Source organism: Afipia sp. DC4300-2b1, assembly GCF_049895725.1.
GTDB classification, from domain to species: domain Bacteria; phylum Pseudomonadota; class Alphaproteobacteria; order Rhizobiales; family Xanthobacteraceae; genus Afipia; species Afipia broomeae.
Window position 1 is genome coordinate 450,439 of sequence record NZ_JAFCSX010000004.1, and the last position, 17,351, is coordinate 467,789.

The window sequence follows — 17,351 nt, forward strand, 5'->3', positions numbered from 1 at the left end:
TCCAATGCGACTGTGGAACAAGACAAGAACATTTTGCAGTGTAGCATTATTGCAGCTATGCAGCAGTAGTTCTGAGGAACTGCTGGTTAAATGCCACTATTGTGTGACTTAAGGGCATCGTTTGAGGCATCAGTAAGTTAACGGCTTGCCTCCCCGGCAGTTGCCTTTACCCCAAGCTGGCCGCCAGAAATAGAAAGAAAACCTGTGCTGACAAGGACTATTGTATCGCTTGTTCGTTTTTGCACGCGCCATGCATGGCTGGTCCTCGTGGCTGGCTTGGCTTTGGCTGCCGTGGCGGGCGTCTATTCCCACCGGAACTTTGCCATCAATACCGATGTTGCGACGCTGATCTCCCCTAATCTGGACTGGCGAAAGCGCGAAATCGACTTCGAAAAGGCCTTTCCGGGCCGAAATGACTCGATTTTGGCCGTTGTAGAGGCGCCGACCCCGGAACTCGCCCGGCAGGCTGGCGACGCCCTTGAGAAGAAGTTGCGGCCACAGACCGAAAGGTTCATTTCGATCCGGCGACCCGGCGGTGGGCCCTTCTTTGACAATAACGGTCTTTTGTTCTTGCCGACCCCGGAAGTGGCCAAGCAGACCGGGCAACTGGCCTCGGCGGCCCCGATTTTCGACATTCTGGTGGACGATCCCAGCCTGCGGGGCCTGACAGGCGTGCTGGAATTCGGTCTGGCGGGTTCCCAGCGGGGGCAGTATTCGCGCGATTCCATGGCCCGCCCGCTGAACCTGGTGGCCGATACCGTCGAGAAAGTCGTCGCGAACAAGCCAGCAACCTTCTCCTGGAAGGAACTGTCCAGCAACGAGCCGTTGACGCCTGCTGACACCCGTGCGCTGCTTCAGATACGGCCTGTGCTCGACTTCAAGGCGCTGGAGCCGGGCGGCGCCGCGGTCGATGCCATTCGCAAGGCGGCCGAAGACGCCAAACTCGCGGTGGATTACAGCGCCAAGGTCCGTCTCACGGGGCCGGTTCCGATCGCAAACGATGAGTTCGCGACGGTGCAGGAGGGGGCGCTTGTCACCCACACGGGGACGGTCCTGATCGTGCTCTTCATCCTGTGGTGCGCGCTGAAGTCATCCAAGATCATCGGTTCGGTGTTCATCACGCTTGTCATCGGTCTGTCGGTCACCACCGCCGTCGGACTGATGCTGGTCGGCGCGTTCAATCTGATTTCGATTGCGTTCTTCGTCCTGTTTGTCGGTCTCGGGGTGGATTTCGGCATTCAGTACAGTGTGCGCTATCGCGCCGAGCGCCATGAAATCGATCAGCTTGATCCGGCGCTCGAGAAGGCCGCCGAGTATTCCGCCGTTCCGCTCACGCTTGCGGCGGTGGCCACGGCGGCCGGATTCCTGTCGTTTCTGCCAACCGATTACAAAGGCGTGTCGGAACTCGGAAAGATCGCCGGCGCGGGCATGATCATCGCATTCATCGCCGCTATCACAGTGCTGCCCGCGCTGCTCAAGATTTTCAATCCTCCGGGCGAAGCCGAACCGCTCGGTTTCAAATTCCTGGCGCCGGTCGACAGTTTCCTTGAGCGGCATCGCGTCGGTGTTGTTGCCGCGACGCTCGGGGTGGCCGTTTTGGGTCTGCCGTTGCTGTATTTCCTGCAGTTTGACTTCAATCCCATGAACCTGCGCAGTGCGAAGGTCGAGTCGGTGGCGACGTATCTGGATCTCCGCCGAGATCCCAACACCGGCACCAACGCCGTCGAAGTCATGGCTCCTTCCGCGGCTGCGGCTAAGGAAATTCAGGAACGGCTCGCCAAGCTTCCTGAAGTATCGCGCACGATCTCGCTGGATACCTTCATTCCTGATGACCAGCCGGCCAAGCTTGCGATCATCCGCAAGGCGGCGGCATCGCTCAATCCGATTCTGAATGAGACATCGCGCGGCTCCGCGCCGTCCGACGAGGAAAATGTCGCTGCGCTGAAGGGCTCGGCGGAAAGCCTGCGCAAGACCGCGGGCGACGACAAGGGACCGGGGGCGGTGGCCGCACGGCGGCTTGCGACGGCACTGGACAAGCTTGCTCAGGCTGAAAAAGCCACGCGCGAGAAGGCGACGGCAACCTTCATTTCGCCTCTGAACGTTGCGCTGGATCAGGTTCGAGGTCTGCTCAAGGCCCAGCCGGTGAGTGTAAAAACCCTTCCGCCGGACATCCTGCATGATTGGACGTCTGCAGACGGCAGAACGCGCGTCGAAGCTCAGCCGAAGGGCGATCCCAACGACAACGATACATTGCGCGCCTTCGCGGGTGCAGTTCTGAAAGTTCAGCCTGACGCGATTGGCGGGCCGATCTCGATTCTGAAATCCGGCGATACCATCGTCAAAGCGTTCATCCATGCCGGTTTCTGGGCCCTGCTGTCGATTGCGATCCTACTCTGGATCGTGCTCAAGCGGGTCGGCGATGTGCTGTTGACGCTGGTCCCATTGGTTTTGGCAGGTGTCGTGACGCTCGAGATCTGCGTCCTGATCGGACTGCCGATGAACTTCGCCAACATCATCGCGCTGCCGTTGCTGCTCGGCATCGGCGTTGCTTTCAAGATCTACTACGTGACCGCATGGCGGGCCGGGCAGACCGACCTGCTGCAATCGAGCCTGACGCGTGCTATCTTCTTCAGCGCGATGACGACCGCGACAGCGTTCGGCAGCCTTTGGCTGTCGAGCCACCCCGGCACGTCAAGCATGGGCAAATTGCTGGCGCTGTCGCTGGTGACGACGCTGGCAGCGGCGGTGCTGTTTCAGCCGGCGCTCATGGGCAAGCCGCGCGACACAGAGCAGAAGTAAGATCCTGCCGGATTATTTGGCAGGTGCTGATGCAATCTCGGGGAGAAGGCAAATTTCGGAAGTGGCCTGATCGCCAGCCTTCGCGCCTTTCGGAGCCGCGGTCTTCGGCGCGCCGACAGGGGTCGGGAATGGTGGTGCGGCCGTTGTCTTCGGAGCCGGTGGGCTTCCTGTTGTCTTGGGAGCCCCCGGAGCTGCCGCGCCGGCCTTGGCCCCACCGGGAGCGGCGGAGCCTTCAGCCACGCGCGTCCAGGTCTGGCCGCCGCACAAGATCATGGCGACGCAGCCTTCGACGCGCAGCGAATTGGGCGACTTGAGCTGGATATTGGCGTCATAGGTCTTGCCGCTGGTGGCGTCGTAGATCTGGCCTTCCCACTTGTCTTTCTCGTCATCCGCTTTCTTCATGTTCAGAAGGATGGGGATGCCCAGGGTGGGACGCGTCCGCTTGGTCTTGTCAGGGTTCTTGCTGTCGAGGTTGCCCGGAATTTGTTCAGAGGCGATGACCCCCCAAAGCCTGGAGTTGCACTCAACGATTCGGATCGTCGCCTTGTCATCCTCGACCTTCCACTCGCCCAGCGGTTCGGCAGCAGAGGCAGCTCCGGCGGCAGCGAGCAAGAACATTCCACTAAAGGCTAGTTTCCGCATGAATCCTCGCGTGCATTGCAACCAATTTAAACACAAAGGCCGTGCATTGTTCCAGAGATTGACAAAACGACGCATACACTAATTTCAGTTGACTAGAAGCCTGACAAACGAAGTATGTATGACATCATGCAGCCAAATCTAGACATTTCAGAGATGTTCGCGGATCGCCAGTTTCAGCGCAACGCTCTGCACACGCGATATCTCAATGAGCAACTCGTCCGGGTGCTCAAAACAATCGGCTACGACGTCGGCTTTCAACGCGGGCAGGGGCAGTATCTGTTCGACCGCAACGATGATCGTTACCTCGATCTGTTGAGCGGGTTCGGCGTCTTTGCTCTTGGCCGCAATCATCCGACCGTCAAGGACGCCCTCAAGAGCGTCCTGGACAGCGATCTTCCGAACCTCGTTCAGCTCGATCTGTCCACGCTGGCCGGCATTCTGGCCGAGCGCCTGATCGCGCATGTGCCGTATCTGGACAAGGTGTTTTTTGCGAATTCAGGGACGGAGTGTGTCGAAGCTGCGATCAAGTTCGCGCGCGGTGCGACCGGCCGTACCGGCATCGTTTATTGCGACCATGCGTATCACGGCCTGTCCTACGGTTCGCTGTCGCTGACCGGCGACAAGAATTTCCGTGACGGCTTCGGACCGTTGCTGCCGGACACCTTCTCGATCCCGTTCAATGATCTCGCCGCGCTCGAGAAAGCGCTGGCCTCTCGCCAGATTGCGGCCTTCATCGTCGAGCCGATCCAGGGCAAGGGCGTCAATATGCCCGACGACGGATATCTCGCGGGCGCTGCGGCGCTGTGCAAGCGCTATGGCACACTGTTCGTGGCCGATGAAATCCAGACCGGAATGGGCCGTACAGGGCGGTTTCTTGCGGTCGAGCACTGGAACGTCGAGCCCGATATGGTGCTGCTGTCGAAGTCGCTGTCCGGCGGTCACGTCCCGGTTGGAGCCGTCCTGACGCGCAAGGCGATCTTCGACAAGATCTTCGACCGGATGGATCGCGCGGTGGTCCACGGCTCGACGTTCTCCAAGAACGATCTCGCCATGGCTGCCGGCATTGCGACGCTGGAGGCCCTCAAGCAGGAGAAGGTGATCGAGAACGCGGCGGCGCGGGGCGCCGAACTGCTTGCGACCCTGTCAGCGATGATCCCGCGCTATGAACTCTTGAAGAACGTGCGCGGCAAGGGATTGATGATCGGGGTCGAATTCGGTCCGCCGAAGTCGCTCAAGCTCAAGGCCTCATGGGCGATGTTGGAGGCGGCGAGCAAGGGTCTGTTCTGCCAGTTGATTACGATCCCGCTGTTCAAGGATCACAAGATCCTCAGCCAGGTCTCCGGCCACGCCAGCCACACAATCAAGCTGCTGCCAGCGCTCACGATCACGCAGGAAGATTGTAACTGGATCACAAGCTCGTTCGATACGGTGATCGAAAACAGCCACCGTGTTCCCGGCGCGATCTGGTCGCTCGGGAAGACGTTGGTCGACAACGCTGCAAGAAAAACAGCCTGACCGAGCAAATCAGCCTGACGAGCGGTCAGGCTGATTTTATTATCCGGAATTAATCAGGAAGAACGCTGCGGCTCACTGGCCGTGGCTCTTGAGAACAGCATCGCACTTCTTGCTGATCTTGGCGCGGTTGGCCTGCAGGCAACCAAGAATCACGAAATCGCCATCGTTCATTACCTGACGGCAATGACGTGAAACATCGGGAGCACAGGCTTTCTGTTCTTCCGGGGTGCCGCCGCGCTGCGGAGCCGGGGCCTGTGCGAAGGCGCCAACGGTCGCCGAGACGAGCAGAGTGGTTGCAAGAAGTGCTTTGAGCATCATTATCCCTAGCGTTCGATTGACCAGACTATAGGTCGAACATATCGGAATGCCAGATACAAGTCTCCACGCTATGGCACAGGCATCGTATTTCGCCGGGTGTGGCGTTGATGCACGGCTTTTCCGCGTCACAGCATTACGCAAGGCTTGAATACCAACTCTCGCCACAATTTGGCGCGGGTTCGCTTGTCTAGCGCGCCGACAACTGCGATCGGGCAACCGGGTTCCGTTGCACGAGAATAAAAGTGACGATCAAGGTGGGAATGAGAATCGCAAGCGCGATCGCCATGACCTGCCATTGCGAGACGGGCATGATGCCGCCCCCTGGCGTTGCAAGAACAAATCCTCCGATGACCAGCAGCACCCGGATCGGCCACTCAAGTGATCCGGCTCGCCGCAAGTCGCCGATAAAGGCCTGGTAGCCCTGAATCCCTCCGCAGATGAACAATGTTCCCATTCCGGCCAGCGTCATCAGACCAAGCGCTGCGAGATAGGGCGCATCGCCTTGCAGCACGAGGGCAGGGTTGAGCACAAAAAAGAAGGGGATGAAGTAGATGATGCTGCCGACCCACATCGACTCCCAGCCGGTTTTCATCGCCGGCGAACCGGCGATGCCCGCTGCCGCGAAGGAAGCGATCGCCACGGGAGGCGTGATGGATGAGAGCATGCCCCAATAGAAGATGAACATGTGCACAGCCATCTTGTTGAGGCCGACCTTCTCGAGCGCCGGCGCTACGAGAATGGCGAGGAAGATGTAACAGGCCGTCGTGGTCAGGCCGAGTCCCAGCACCAGACTGGTAAAGGCACACATCACCAGAAGCAGAAAAGCGTTGTCACCGGCGATTGTCAGCAGATCATTGGCGAGACTCGATATCACGCCGGTCATCGAGAATGCGCCGATCAACAGGCCGCAGCCTGCCAAGATGCCGACCAGTTCGACGAAGGTGCGTCCGTTCACTTCCAGGAACTTGCTGATCGTCGCAACAGTCCAGCGGGTGTCCTTGGAGAATAATTGATTGAGGATGAGCAGGAGAACGGTCGCGTAGAAAGGCGCGTGACTTTCGCGCTTGAAGTACAGCAGCATCACGACCAGCAGCGCGATAACGAAAATGTAGTACCAGCCTTCCTTGACGGTGTCCCAGACGCGCGGCAATTCTGAGCGTGGAATGCCGGCAAGGTTGTGCCGCGCGGCGTAGGAGTCCACCTGCATGAAAAGGCCGAGATAATAAAGCGCGGCTGGAATAATCGCCGCCACCGCGACGTCGGCGTAGCTGACGTTCAGGAATTGCGCGATGACGAATGCGGTCGCGCCCATCACCGGCGGCGCGAGGACTGCACCGGTCGAAGCACAGGCTTCAATGGCTGCGGCGTACGAGGCGCGAAAGCCGCTCTTTTTCATGACGGGAATCGTCATCGTGCCTGCGGTCAGCACGTTGGAAATGATCGAGCCCGACATCATGCCGAGAAGGCCGCTGGCGAAGATGCAGACCTTGGCAGCGCCGCCGCGGAATGTTCCGCAAAGTGCGAACGCGATGTTGATGAAGAACTTCCCGGCGCCGGTCATCATCAGCGCCGTGCCGAACACGAGAAAGCCGATCACCGTATCGGCGAAGGCTTGGATCGGAATGCCCAGCAGGCTTTCGCCGGAGAGGACATGGTAGGCCGTGGCCTGATCAAGGGTGGATTGGGTACCGCGGAAGGGACCCAGCCAGCTTGATTCCGCAAAAAGCGGATAAACGGTGAAGGGAAGCACACAAAGCAACAAGCTCCAGCCGCCGGTGCGGCGCAGGGCTTCCATCAGCACGGCCCACATGACCAGGCCACCTGCTATGACCGGTGCCGGCGCGCCTGCGAATTCCCATCCGAGGGCCGCGGCCTTGCGAATGTTCATCATCAGCCAGATTGCCGAAGCGAATGTCGCAACGAACAGGACGATATCGTACCAGGGAATCCGATCAAGCGGAGCCTTCTCGCTTCCCGGAAAAATCAGGAACGTGAAGGGCAGCATCAGCGCGATGAGCAGATAGAAATACTCGGTGTTGAGCTGGGTGTAGCCGATGAAGAAGCGCAACGTGAATTGCTGATTGATACAGAGCAGGATCGTCGCCGCGGTCGCTGCAACGAGAGCCCAGCGCCAACCACCGCGAAGGGTCCGCACCCGGGTGACTTCGGCTTCCTGCAGGCCGCCGACACCCGCATGCGGATCATCGAACACGACCTTCTTTTGCGCTGAGTTAATGGTGGCAGCCGCAACCGGAGCGACTGCTGTATTTTGGGTGTTGTCGGACGAAGCTGACATTGGCAGTACCGAAAATAGAATGTTGACGACGTCCGCTGGCCTTAAAACCTTTAGTCCTCGAAGCCGTTCGGCATGTTGGCTTTGGCGAGTGCGGCCTTCCGCGCAGCCATCCACCCCGAGAGGAATGCGGCCGGCTCACCCGGTGCGCTTGCCGTGTTGTAGGCTTTCCACGCGTCCGCCAGAACGCCCTGCCGCTTGATCAGGTCGTTGTTGTATTTTTCATCCGCGTCGGTCCATTGCCCGGCTTCCTTCAGGGCCTTCACGGCGCCGGGATGATAGGGGATGACCCACTGCTTGGTCTGCTTCTTGACATCAAGGCCGGATGAACCGGGCGCAGCATCCTTGTACATGTCGTAGTTGACGATCATTGCCTTCGTGAGGCCGTAGATCTGGTCAACGGGCTGCGTCGCATAGGCGGTTGCAATCGGATAGGGATAGGTCGCCAGCTTCAGGGGTTTCGAAGCTTCGATGGCTGCACCGCAGGTGACGTCGTGCGGATTGAAGAATGCGCCGACTTTTTTCACACGATCCCAGGCGGCCTTGTCGCCCGCAGGCAACTCCGGCCAGACGATTCCGCGCGGCGAGCTTTCCAGTTCCTTGGCGGGGCCGGTCACTGTCGAGCCGAACGCGCCGTCGGCATCATTGTTGATGACGCCCTTCCACATCGCGCCGTAGCTGGCGAATTCGACAATCTTGACGTCTTTCTGGGTGAGTCCGGCGTAGGCGATGATCGCCAGCGCGTTCTGGTTCAGTGCGGGTGAGCCCACCACAAAGCCCAAACGCTTGCCGCGAAAATCCTTCCATTCCTTCACGCCGCTGTCTTTCGCGACGCCGACCGACAGTCCGTTGCAGTCGACCGTCGAGAGCGTCATCTGCAACGCCTGCGGGCCCCATTCCTTGACGCCGAACTCGAATACGCCTTCCTGGGCGAAATAGCTTCCCGTTCCCATCCAGGCCAGCACCGCTCGGTTGGTGCGCAGCGGGGCGAGACGCGCCACGTCGTTGCCAGCCGGAAGCACGCGAACGTCGGAGCCGTACTTGTCCTTCATCATCTTGCCGACACCGACTGCGATGTTGAAACCGGAAGTGCCGGTGTCATAGGCGGTAAACGCCATCGAGGTCGGTAGCTTGACCTCTTGCGCCAGCACAGGCGAAATCGTCGTGCCTGCAAGAACGATTGCCGCAACTGAAATGATATGCCGCGTCATGAAAAACCCTCCCCAACTGCTTTCGCTGTGCGAAACGCGTTTTTGATTTTGCCGGATCATGTCATCGTGCAAGGACCAGCGCAACGGCTGCAAGCCTACTAAGGTGTACTGGACAGTTTGTCGCGGAACGCAACGCTTCGCGCAGTTCACGTTTCGAGAAGAGCGATCGTTTGTCCCTCTGCCACGACGTCATCGACGCTAACGAGGATTGAAACGACTTTTCCTGCGGCAGGCGAGGGGACGGGAATTTCCATCTTCATCGCTTCGACCAGCACGACGTCGTCGCCGCTTCCGATACTGCCGCCGGTGCTGGCGACAACCGCGCAGACACGTCCGGCAACCTCGGTGACGATCTTGATCTGTGGCATTGACTTTCCCCCATCCGCTTTGAGCAGAGCATGCGGGCTCTGCAAGCGCGGCTTCTTTATTGTGACGGAAGATTGCCCGGGGTAGCGTGTTCCGCAAGAGGAAACTTTATTCCGCAGAACAGAATGACGCGTTCGCAACGCGGACTGCAAGGAGCGACGATGAACTGGAAGCCTGAACTTGACGAACTTGCGCGGCGCGAAGCCTTTGCGAAAGAAATGGGCGGTGCCGACAAGGTGAAGCGGCAGCACGATCAGGGCCGGTTTACGGTTCGCGAGCGCATCGACAAGCTGCTCGATCCAAAGACCTTCCACGAGATCGGCGCGATTTCAGGCATCGGAGAATATGCGGAAAGCGGCGAACTCATTTCCGCCACGCCCGCCAATTGCGTATTCGGCCGCGGCAAGGTCGGGGACCGGCCCGTTGTCATCGTCGGTGACGATTTCACGGTGCGCGGCGGTTCGGCTGACGCGTCGATCTGGGCGAAGCCGATGATGGCCGAGCAGATGGCGCATGACTTCCGCCTGCCGATCATCCGGGTCATCGAAGGCTCAGGCGGCGGCGGCTCGGTGAAAACCATCGAGACCAAGGGAGCGGCCAACCTGCCCGGCGGCATCGGCGGGACGGAATGGTACTGGTACACGACCGCGAACATGGCGCGTGTCCCTGTTGTCGGTCTAGGTCTTGGATCGGTAGCGGGACTTGGTGCTGCGCGGCTCGCCGCCAGTCATTATTCCGTCATCACAAAATCGTCTGCGATGTTTGTGGCGGGGCCACCTGTGGTCGCGCGGCTCGGCCAATCGCTCGAGAAGCAGGAACTGGGCGGCTGGCAGATCCAGACCAAGGCCGGTGGTGTCGACCACGCAGTTGAGACCGAAGAAGAAGCCTTCGAATGTGCACGGAAGTTTCTATCGTATTTGCCGTCGTCGGTGTTCGACCTGCCGCCGACCATTCCTTGCAATGATGATCCAGAGCGCGCTGACGAGATGCTGCTGAGCGCCGTGCCGCGCAACCGGAAGCAGGTCTACAAGATGCGGCCGATCATCGAGTCGGTGGTGGACCGTGGTTCGTTTTTTGAGATGGGCCAGAACTTCGGCCGGTCGATCATCACAGGATTTGCGCGCCTGCAGGGGCGAGCGGTTCTGGTGCTGGCCGGCGACCCCTTTATCTATGGGGGATCGTGGGCGGCGGACACGTGCCAAAAAGTAGTGCGCGCTGTTGATCTCGCTGAAACCTTCCATCTGCCGGTGGTCTATCTGATGGATTGCCCGGGTTTCGCGATCGGACTCGAAGCGGAAAAGGCTGCAACGATCAGGCATGGCGTTCGCGCGATGGCTGCCGTCAATCAGAGCACCGTGCCGTGGTGCACGATTATCATCCGTAACTCCTTTGGCGTTGCTGGTGTTGTGCATCAGCCTGCTGGCCGTTTCTCCATGCGTTATGCATGGCCGTCGGCCTATTGGGGATCGCTGCCGCTCGAGGGCGGCATTGAGGCCGCTTACCGTGCCGATATCGACGCCGCCGAAGATCCCAAGGCGAAGCTGGCTGAAATCGAGGACCGCTTGAACAAGCTGCGGTCGCCGTTTCGTACAGCGGAAAAATTCTGGGTCGAGGAGATCATCGATCCGCGCAAGACGCGATCGCTGCTTTGCGATTTCGCAAGGCTCGCAGAGCCGCTGCGCACGCCAGGCGTCGCGAAGATGGCGATCAGGCCGTGATTATTTGGCGTCGGCGATGATCATCGCCGCACCTTTTTCCGCGATCATCGCAGTTGGCGTGTTGGTGTTGCCGGACGTGATGGTCGGCATCACCGATGCATCGACAACGCGCAGCCCCTTGAGGCCGTAAAGGCGCAGGCGCTCATCGACCACGGCGAGAGGATCGCTGCTGGTGCCCATCTTTGCGGTGCCGACCGGATGGAAGATCGTGGTGCCGATGTCGCCCGCTGCCTTCGCCAAGGATGCATCGTCATTGCCGACGGATGGGCCCGGGAGATATTCCTGCGGATGATAGGCCGCGAGCGCGTGCTGTTTCATCAGCCTGCGCGTGACGCGAATGGCGTCAGCAGCAACCTGGCGGTCTTCCGGCGTCGACAGATAATTCGGGGCGATCGCCGGAGCCTCGTCCGGTGCATCGGACTTGATGCGGATCGTTCCGCGTGATGTCGGCCGCAGGTTGCAGGCGGCGATGGTGATGGCCGGAAAGCGGTGCAACGGCTCGCCGAATTTATCCAGCGACAGCGGCTGGACGTGAAACTGGATGTTGGCGCGCTCCTGCCGCGCATCGGATCGCGTGAAGATACCGAGTTGCGACGGCGCCATGGTCAATGGCCCGCGCCGCCGCAACAGGTAATCGACACCCATCCAGCCGCGCCGGAACAGATTGTAATAGGTCTCGTTCAGCGTGCGCACCCCTTCGACCTTGTAGATCGCGCGCTGTTGCAGATGGTCTTGCAGGTTGCGGCCCACGCCCGGCCGGTCGAGCACGGTGTCGATGCCGAGCGGCGACAGCCATTCTTTCGGACCGATGCCGGAACGATGCAACACCTGCGTCGATCCCACAGACCCGGAGCACAGGATCACTTCGCCCCGCGTTCGTGCCTCGATGGTCTCGCCGCCCTGGCGGAAGCGCACGCCGACCGCGCGGCCGTTCTCGACGATCACCCTGTCGACCAGCACGTTGGTCTCCAGGCGCAGGTTTGGCCGCGACAGTGCAGGCTTCAGAAACCCGCGTGCCGATGACCAGCGCCGTCCGCGCTTCTGATTGACGTGGAAGTATCCGATGCCCTCATTGTCACCGGTATTGAAATCGGCCGTCTTGCGGATTCCCATTTCATGGGCAGCGTCCGCGACGGCATCCAGCACTTTCCAGGACAGCCGCGGGGCTTCGATCCGCCAACCACCGCCGACGCCGTGATGTTCGCTCTCGCCGAGGAAATGATCTTCGAGTTTCTTGAAAGCCGGGAACACATCGTCCCAGCCCCAGCCGGTCAAGCCGAGCTGTCGCCAGTGATCGTAATCGGCGGCTTGTCCGCGCATGGAAATCATGGCGTTGATCGCAGACGATCCGCCGATCACCTTGCCGCGCGGATAGGCCAGTGCACGGCCATTGAGACCGGCTTCCGGCTCGGTCTTGAACATCCAGTCGGAGCGGGGATTGCCGATGGCGAACAGGTAGCCGACCGGGATGTGAAACCAGATCCAGTTGTCTCTGCCGCCGGCTTCCAGGACTAGAACGCGCTTGCGGGGATCAGCCGAGAGGCGGTTGGCGACGATGCATCCGGCGGTGCCGGCGCCGACGACGATATAGTCGAAATCCCCCTCCAGACGTTTCGCCATTCCCGATCCTGCGTTTCTCTGGTCAAATTGTTGAAGACTTTTCTTCTTATGGCCCCGGCCGGGGTTCGCTGTACAGTATGGTTCCGCGCAAGTCCCGTTTGCGCGGATATTGGGTCTACTGCGGGCCCATGCTAGCCTTTGCCGTCTTGATCCTGTGAGGTTACCGCCGTGCCCATCCTCAACCGCGTCGCCGATCTGCAACCCGAAATTATGGGCTGGCGTCGCAATCTCCATGCCCATCCAGAGCTGATGTACGATGTGCACCGCACTGCGGCCTTCGTTGCCGACCGTTTGCGCGAATTCGGTTGCGATGAGGTCGCGACCGGCCTTGGACGCACCGGCGTGGTCGGCGTCATCAAGGGGCGAAAGCCGGTCAATGGCGGTGATCTGAAAGCGATCGGGCTGCGGGCCGACATGGACGCGCTGCCGATCGAGGAAGAAACCGGCGTCGCCTATCGCTCGACCGTGCCGGGCAAGATGCACGCCTGCGGGCACGATGGTCATACCGCGATGCTGCTCGGCGCGGCGCGCTATCTCGCCGAGACGCGGAATTTCGCCGGCGATGCCGTGATGATCTTCCAGCCGGCGGAGGAGGGCGGTGCGGGCGCCGAGGCGATGATCAAGGACGGTCTGATGGACCGTTTCAAGATCGAGCAGGTCTACGGCATGCATAACTCGCCGGGCATGCCGATCGGCACGTTTGCCACGCGCGTTGGACCTGCGATGGCCGCGACCGATCACATCAACATTCACATCGAAGGTCTGGGCGGACATGCCGCGCGACCGCACAAGAGCATCGACTCGGTGCTGGTCGGCGCCCAGCTCATTACGGCCCTGCAGTCGATCGTCTCCCGCAGCGTCGATCCGCTGGATGCCGCAGTGATTTCGATCTGCGAGTTCCACGCCGGGAACGCCCGCAACGTCATCCCGCAGACCGCGGAACTGTTCGGCACTGCGCGGACGCTAACTCCCGAGGTGCGCGATTTGATCGAACAGCGGGTAGGGGAAGTTGTGAACGGGGTGGCGCAGCTCTCGGGCGCGAAGATCACGCTGGATTACGAGCGCAGTTACCCGGTGCTGGTCAATCATCCCGCCGAAACGGGTATTGCCGCCCGTGTTGCGGCCGACGTCGCAGGCGAGGGCAACGTCAGTTCCGAGATACCGCCGGTGATGGGCGCGGAAGACTTCGCCTATATGCTGGAAGCGCGTCCGGGCGCGTTCATCTTTATCGGAAATGGCGACAGCGCGGGGCTGCATCATCCTGCCTACAATTTTAACGACGACGCCATCGTCTATGGCTCGTCCTACTGGATCAAGCTGGTCGAAAGCCAGCTCGCAGGCTGACGACGAGTCGCTACCGGGTGCATCCTGTTCGGAACCATGATCATCACATCGCGTTGAGAGGCGGGAACGATCCCGTCAAACATGCGGAGTGGGACAATGGCAGCGAGGAAATCGGCGAAGAAGTCAGCCAAAAAGTCGGTCAGGAAATCAGCGAAGAAATCCGCACCGAAGCGGATGGCCGCAAAGCGAGCTGTGCCGAACGATAAGGATCTCAACGATCTCTTTCATGACACGCTCAAGGACATCTACTTCGCGGAGAAGCAGATTTTAAAGGCATTGCCGAAGATGGCCAAGGCAGCTCAGTCGGCAGACCTGAGCGCCGCATTCAAGAAACATCATGGCGAAACCGAAGGTCAGGTCGATCGCCTCGAGCAGGTTTTCAAGCTGATCGACAAGCCCGCGAAGGCCAAAACCTGTGATGCGATCATGGGAATCCTCGACGAGGGCAAGGAGATCATGGACGAATACAAAGGCACCGAAGCGCTTGATGCCGGATTGCTGGCTGCCGCACAGGCAGTGGAACATTATGAAATGTCGCGTTACGGCACGCTCAAGGCCTGGGCCATCCAGCTTGGCATGAACGAAGCTGTAAAATTGCTCGATGAAACGCTCCAGCAGGAACGCAAGACTGACAAAGATCTCACGGCACTTGCTGAAGGTGCTGTGAATTCCGAAGCGCTTGCTGCGTGATCTATTTGCCCCTCTCTCCGCTTGCGGGGAGAGGGGCTTACGCCGCCTTCAGCTTGTGCAGGAACGAGGCTGCAAGTTTCAGGTCTTTCACGAAGTTGGCATACTCGCGCGCTTTGGCGTCTTCGTCCGGCAGCCGCAGCAGATAGGACGGGTGAACTGTGACCAGCGCCTTGGTCTCGGGTCCGGCTTCATCGAGATCGATCAGGTGGCCGCGGTTCTTGCCGATCGGCGTGATCTTGCCGAATACGGTTTGCGCCGCCGTTGCGCCCATCGCGACCACCAGGGCAGGTTTGATCGATGCGAGTTCGCGCTCGTACCATGGCCGGCAGGCTTTGATTTCGGGTGTATTCGGTTTCTGATGCAGGCGGATTTTTCCGCGCGGCACGAATTTGAAATGTTTCACCGCGTTAGTGACATACACCTTGTCCCTGTCGAGTCCGGCTTCCTCCAGTGCGCGGTTGAGCACCTGCCCGGCGGGGCCGACGAACGGCTTGCCGGCGAGGTCTTCTTTGTCGCCGGGTTGTTCGCCGACCAGCATGATCGGCGCGTGGTTTGGGCCTTCGCCAAACACAGTTTGGGTCGCATCCTTCCAAAGATGACAGGAGCGGCAATCGGCGGCCTCGGCGCTGATTGTAGCGAGGCTGCCGGGCTTTGTATGGACCGATGGTGATTTCATCGGTTTATCCCTCCGTTGCTGCGATGCGCGCGGCACTGAAGCCTCGCTGTCGATCATGGCCTGCGTCATGAGTCCGGCTTTTGCAATTAGCGGATCAATCAGCGCGGCCTCGGGAAGGTTCCGCCAGTATTTCTTGGGCATTTCCGCTTTCATGGCTTTGATCTTGAGCCGTGCGGGATTGAAGATGTTTGCGTAGTAGGTGCGCCAGATGTCTTCGAGCGGATCACTGGAGGGCGCGTCTGATTTCACCGCGCCAGGTGTGAAGATCGTCTTGCACCCGTCCCAGTGCGCGCAGCGATCCGGCGTGAGAATCGACCACGCCATATCGGCGAAACGGCGCTCGAAGAATGGTGCAGCCAGTTCCACGATATGATGGTCGGGCTCGAACCATGCGACGAAGCGAAAATCGTTGCCACGGCCGAATTCGCGAAACCGGACGAAGGCATGCATCTTGTGCTCGTCGCGGCGAACCTCTTTTGCGAGGGACTGCACCCGGGCAACATCGGCATCGGTTGCCGCATCCATCAGGCGCGGGTGTGTCCGCAATCGCCAAAGCAGGCGATACAGTAATGCAAAGCGTTCCGGATTGCGATTGAGGATCGCGGTTTTTGCGAGTTGCAGGAAAGCAGCGGGCACGTTGAATGACTGTTCCGTATCGAAGGCGGGAATAGCGGAAGGCGTGAACAGGCCCGCGTCTCCCCCTGCCACGGTCCATGTCACATCGTTCGGCGCGATGCCGTTCGATGCGAGGGCCCGCGCAGCATTACGCCACCCGTTGAAGTCCGTTTCGTTGTCGAGGCTGATGACGTGCAATTTAAAATCCGAATCCCATTTGCGTTGCCGGCGGACGGAACAACTGCAGCAGACGGTTGCTGTCGAGGAGTTGCGCTGGTGGCTTGTGGTCAGGAAGAACGATAAAGGGCAGCACCTTGTTCCGAGGAACGCGCAGGCGTGCGAGATCGGCGCTGCACAGGTTGGTGACGCGGCGCGCGGAAATAATGCGATCAACGGTTTTCACGCCGAAGCCGGGAACGCGCAGCAAATCCTCGCGGCTGGCGCGATTGACATCGAGCGGAAAGCGTTCGCGATGGCGTAAAGCCCACGCCAGTTTCGGATCGATGTCGAGAGGCAGCATACCGCCTTCGAGCGGATCGGTGATCTCGCCGAGATCGAACCCGTAAACCCGCAGCAGCCAGTCGGCCTGATACAGCCGATGCTCGCGTATCAGCGGCGGCGCCTGCAAGGGAAGGCTGCGGCTGGCATCGGGAATTGGACTGAATGCCGAATAATAGACGCGCTTGAGTTTATAGGAGCCGTAGAGATTGGCGCTGGCTTCCAGAATGGTTTGATCGTTCGAGGTATCAGCGCCCACGATCATCTGTGTGCTTTGACCAGCGGGTGCGAAGCGCGGCGCTCGTTTGTCCTTCTTTGTTTCTTGCGCTTCATCGAGCCTGAGCCGGAGCCGGCCCATGGTTCGCCGGATGGCGCGGACGTCTTTTTCCGGCGCGAGTTTCGAGAGACTGCTCTCCGTCGGCACTTCGATGTTGATGCTGAGGCGGTCGGCATATTTCCCGGCCTCGGCGATCAGGGCGTCATCGGCTTCAGGGATTGTCTTCAGGTGGATGTAGCCGCGGAAATGATGATCTTCGCGCAGGCTGCGCGCGACGCGGACCACCTGCTCCATGGTGTAGTTCGGACTGCGAATGATGCCTGAGGAGAGAAACAGTCCTTCGATATAATTGCGCCGGTAGAAATCGAGTGTCAGCTTGACGGCTTCCTCCACGGTGAAGCGCGCGCGCTGAACATTCGAGGACGCGCGGTTGATGCAATAGAGGCAATCGTAGTTGCAGGCGTTGGTCAGCAGGATTTTCAGCAGCGAAATGCAGCGGCCATCCGGCGCATAGGAATGGCAGATGCCCATACCAGCATCGGTCGAGCCCATGCCCTTGCCGTTGCGGCTGTCGCGCGTTTCCGTCCCGCTGGAAGCGCAGGAAGCATCGTATTTGGCAGCATCCGCCAGGATTTCGAGTTTGCGCTGAACGTCCATGGATCGAATCTCATTGTTTTCGTTAAAGAAAGAGGCCGTCCCAAAGTCCGGTTGACTCTCCGTTCGCTCTTAGCGAACATATCATGAACAAATAAGTCCGTCATTCGTTCAA

General features: G+C 59.9%; 13 protein-coding genes. 5 read left to right on the forward strand and 8 right to left on the reverse strand.

What is annotated here, in order from left to right; all coding sequences use genetic code 11:
• Nucleotides 1–204 precede the first annotated feature (204 nt).
• Nucleotides 205–2,799, forward strand: a complete 2,595-nt coding sequence (locus ACP7AL_RS18595; RefSeq protein ID WP_425993426.1) for an MMPL family transporter — start codon at nt 205–207, stop codon at nt 2,797–2,799.
• 12 nt (nt 2,800–2,811) lie between these two features.
• On the opposite strand, the gene ACP7AL_RS18600 is transcribed toward ACP7AL_RS18595, so the two are convergent.
• Nucleotides 2,812–3,417: a DUF2147 domain-containing protein gene (locus tag ACP7AL_RS18600; protein WP_425993598.1), complete on the reverse strand. Its 606-nt coding sequence runs from the start codon at nt 3,415–3,417 to the stop codon at nt 2,812–2,814.
• 147 nt (nt 3,418–3,564) lie between these two features.
• Here ACP7AL_RS18600 and ACP7AL_RS18605 point away from each other — a divergent pair, with 147 nt between their 5' ends.
• Nucleotides 3,565–4,956 carry an aspartate aminotransferase family protein gene (locus ACP7AL_RS18605; RefSeq protein ID WP_024920582.1) on the forward strand — a complete coding sequence of 464 codons (1,392 nt, stop codon included), beginning with the start codon at nt 3,565–3,567 and terminating at the stop codon, nt 4,954–4,956.
• Nucleotides 4,957–5,028: 72 nt separating this feature from the next.
• On the opposite strand, the gene ACP7AL_RS18610 is transcribed toward ACP7AL_RS18605, so the two are convergent.
• From ACP7AL_RS18610 to ACP7AL_RS18625, 4 genes are all read right to left on the reverse strand, one after another.
• Nucleotides 5,029–5,271 (reverse strand): hypothetical protein, encoded by a 243-nt coding sequence (locus ACP7AL_RS18610; RefSeq protein ID WP_006019769.1) that lies wholly within the window; start codon nt 5,269–5,271, stop codon nt 5,029–5,031.
• Between the two features lie 190 nt (nt 5,272–5,461).
• Nucleotides 5,462–7,570, reverse strand: coding sequence for a TRAP transporter permease (locus ACP7AL_RS18615; protein WP_425993427.1), 2,109 nt, complete (start codon nt 7,568–7,570; stop codon nt 5,462–5,464).
• A gap of 50 nt (nt 7,571–7,620) precedes the next feature.
• Entirely contained in the window at nt 7,621–8,778 is a 1,158-nt protein-coding gene (locus tag ACP7AL_RS18620) for a TAXI family TRAP transporter solute-binding subunit (protein ID WP_425993428.1), read from the reverse strand.
• A 146-nt stretch (nt 8,779–8,924) separates the two neighbouring features.
• Nucleotides 8,925–9,146, reverse strand: a complete 222-nt coding sequence (locus ACP7AL_RS18625) for an acetyl-CoA carboxylase biotin carboxyl carrier protein subunit (RefSeq protein WP_425993429.1) — start codon at nt 9,144–9,146, stop codon at nt 8,925–8,927.
• A gap of 159 nt (nt 9,147–9,305) precedes the next feature.
• Here ACP7AL_RS18625 and ACP7AL_RS18630 point away from each other — a divergent pair, with 159 nt between their 5' ends.
• Nucleotides 9,306–10,862, forward strand: a complete 1,557-nt coding sequence (locus tag ACP7AL_RS18630; protein WP_425993430.1) for an acyl-CoA carboxylase subunit beta — start codon at nt 9,306–9,308, stop codon at nt 10,860–10,862.
• Here ACP7AL_RS18630 and ACP7AL_RS18635 read toward each other — a convergent pair whose 3' ends face one another.
• On the reverse strand, nt 10,863–12,482 hold the full coding sequence (locus ACP7AL_RS18635; protein WP_425993431.1) for a GMC family oxidoreductase: 1,620 nt from the start codon (nt 12,480–12,482) through the stop codon (nt 10,863–10,865).
• Nucleotides 12,483–12,650: 168 nt separating this feature from the next.
• On the opposite strand from ACP7AL_RS18635, the gene ACP7AL_RS18640 reads away from it, so the two are divergent.
• Both ACP7AL_RS18640 and ACP7AL_RS18645 read left to right on the forward strand, forming a co-directional pair.
• Nucleotides 12,651–13,826, forward strand: coding sequence for a M20 aminoacylase family protein (locus ACP7AL_RS18640; RefSeq protein ID WP_425993432.1), 1,176 nt, complete (start codon nt 12,651–12,653; stop codon nt 13,824–13,826).
• Nucleotides 13,827–14,000: 174 nt separating this feature from the next.
• Nucleotides 14,001–14,516 (forward strand): ferritin-like domain-containing protein, encoded by a 516-nt coding sequence (locus ACP7AL_RS18645; RefSeq protein ID WP_425993599.1) that lies wholly within the window; start codon nt 14,001–14,003, stop codon nt 14,514–14,516.
• A gap of 37 nt (nt 14,517–14,553) precedes the next feature.
• Here the strand turns inward: ACP7AL_RS18645 and ACP7AL_RS18650 are convergent, their stop codons facing one another.
• Nucleotides 14,554–16,005: a UdgX family uracil-DNA binding protein gene (locus ACP7AL_RS18650; RefSeq protein WP_425993433.1), complete on the reverse strand. Its 1,452-nt coding sequence runs from the start codon at nt 16,003–16,005 to the stop codon at nt 14,554–14,556.
• 1 nt (nt 16,006) lies between these two features.
• Nucleotides 16,007–17,239, reverse strand: coding sequence for a putative DNA modification/repair radical SAM protein (locus tag ACP7AL_RS18655; RefSeq protein ID WP_425993434.1), 1,233 nt, complete (start codon nt 17,237–17,239; stop codon nt 16,007–16,009).
• Nucleotides 17,240–17,351: the final 112 nt, after the last annotated feature.

Bases quoted from the DNA above. Each gene is read 5' to 3' on its own strand.
- ACP7AL_RS18635 (WP_425993431.1), bottom strand. From the start codon at position 12,482: ATGGCGAAACGTCTGGAGGGGGATTTCGACTATATCGTCGTCGGCGCC.
- ACP7AL_RS18620 (WP_425993428.1), bottom strand. From the start codon at position 8,778: ATGACGCGGCATATCATTTCAGTTGCGGCAATCGTTCTTGCAGGCACG.
- ACP7AL_RS18600 (WP_425993598.1), bottom strand. From the start codon at position 3,417: ATGTTCTTGCTCGCTGCCGCCGGAGCTGCCTCTGCTGCCGAACCGCTG.
- ACP7AL_RS18645 (WP_425993599.1), top strand. From the start codon at position 14,001: ATGGCCGCAAAGCGAGCTGTGCCGAACGATAAGGATCTCAACGATCTC.
- ACP7AL_RS18630 (WP_425993430.1), top strand. From the start codon at position 9,306: ATGAACTGGAAGCCTGAACTTGACGAACTTGCGCGGCGCGAAGCCTTT.
- ACP7AL_RS18655 (WP_425993434.1), bottom strand. From the start codon at position 17,239: ATGGACGTTCAGCGCAAACTCGAAATCCTGGCGGATGCTGCCAAATAC.
- ACP7AL_RS18615 (WP_425993427.1), bottom strand. From the start codon at position 7,570: ATGTCAGCTTCGTCCGACAACACCCAAAATACAGCAGTCGCTCCGGTT.
- ACP7AL_RS18625 (WP_425993429.1), bottom strand. From the start codon at position 9,146: ATGCCACAGATCAAGATCGTCACCGAGGTTGCCGGACGTGTCTGCGCG.
- ACP7AL_RS18610 (WP_006019769.1), bottom strand. From the start codon at position 5,271: ATGCTCAAAGCACTTCTTGCAACCACTCTGCTCGTCTCGGCGACCGTT.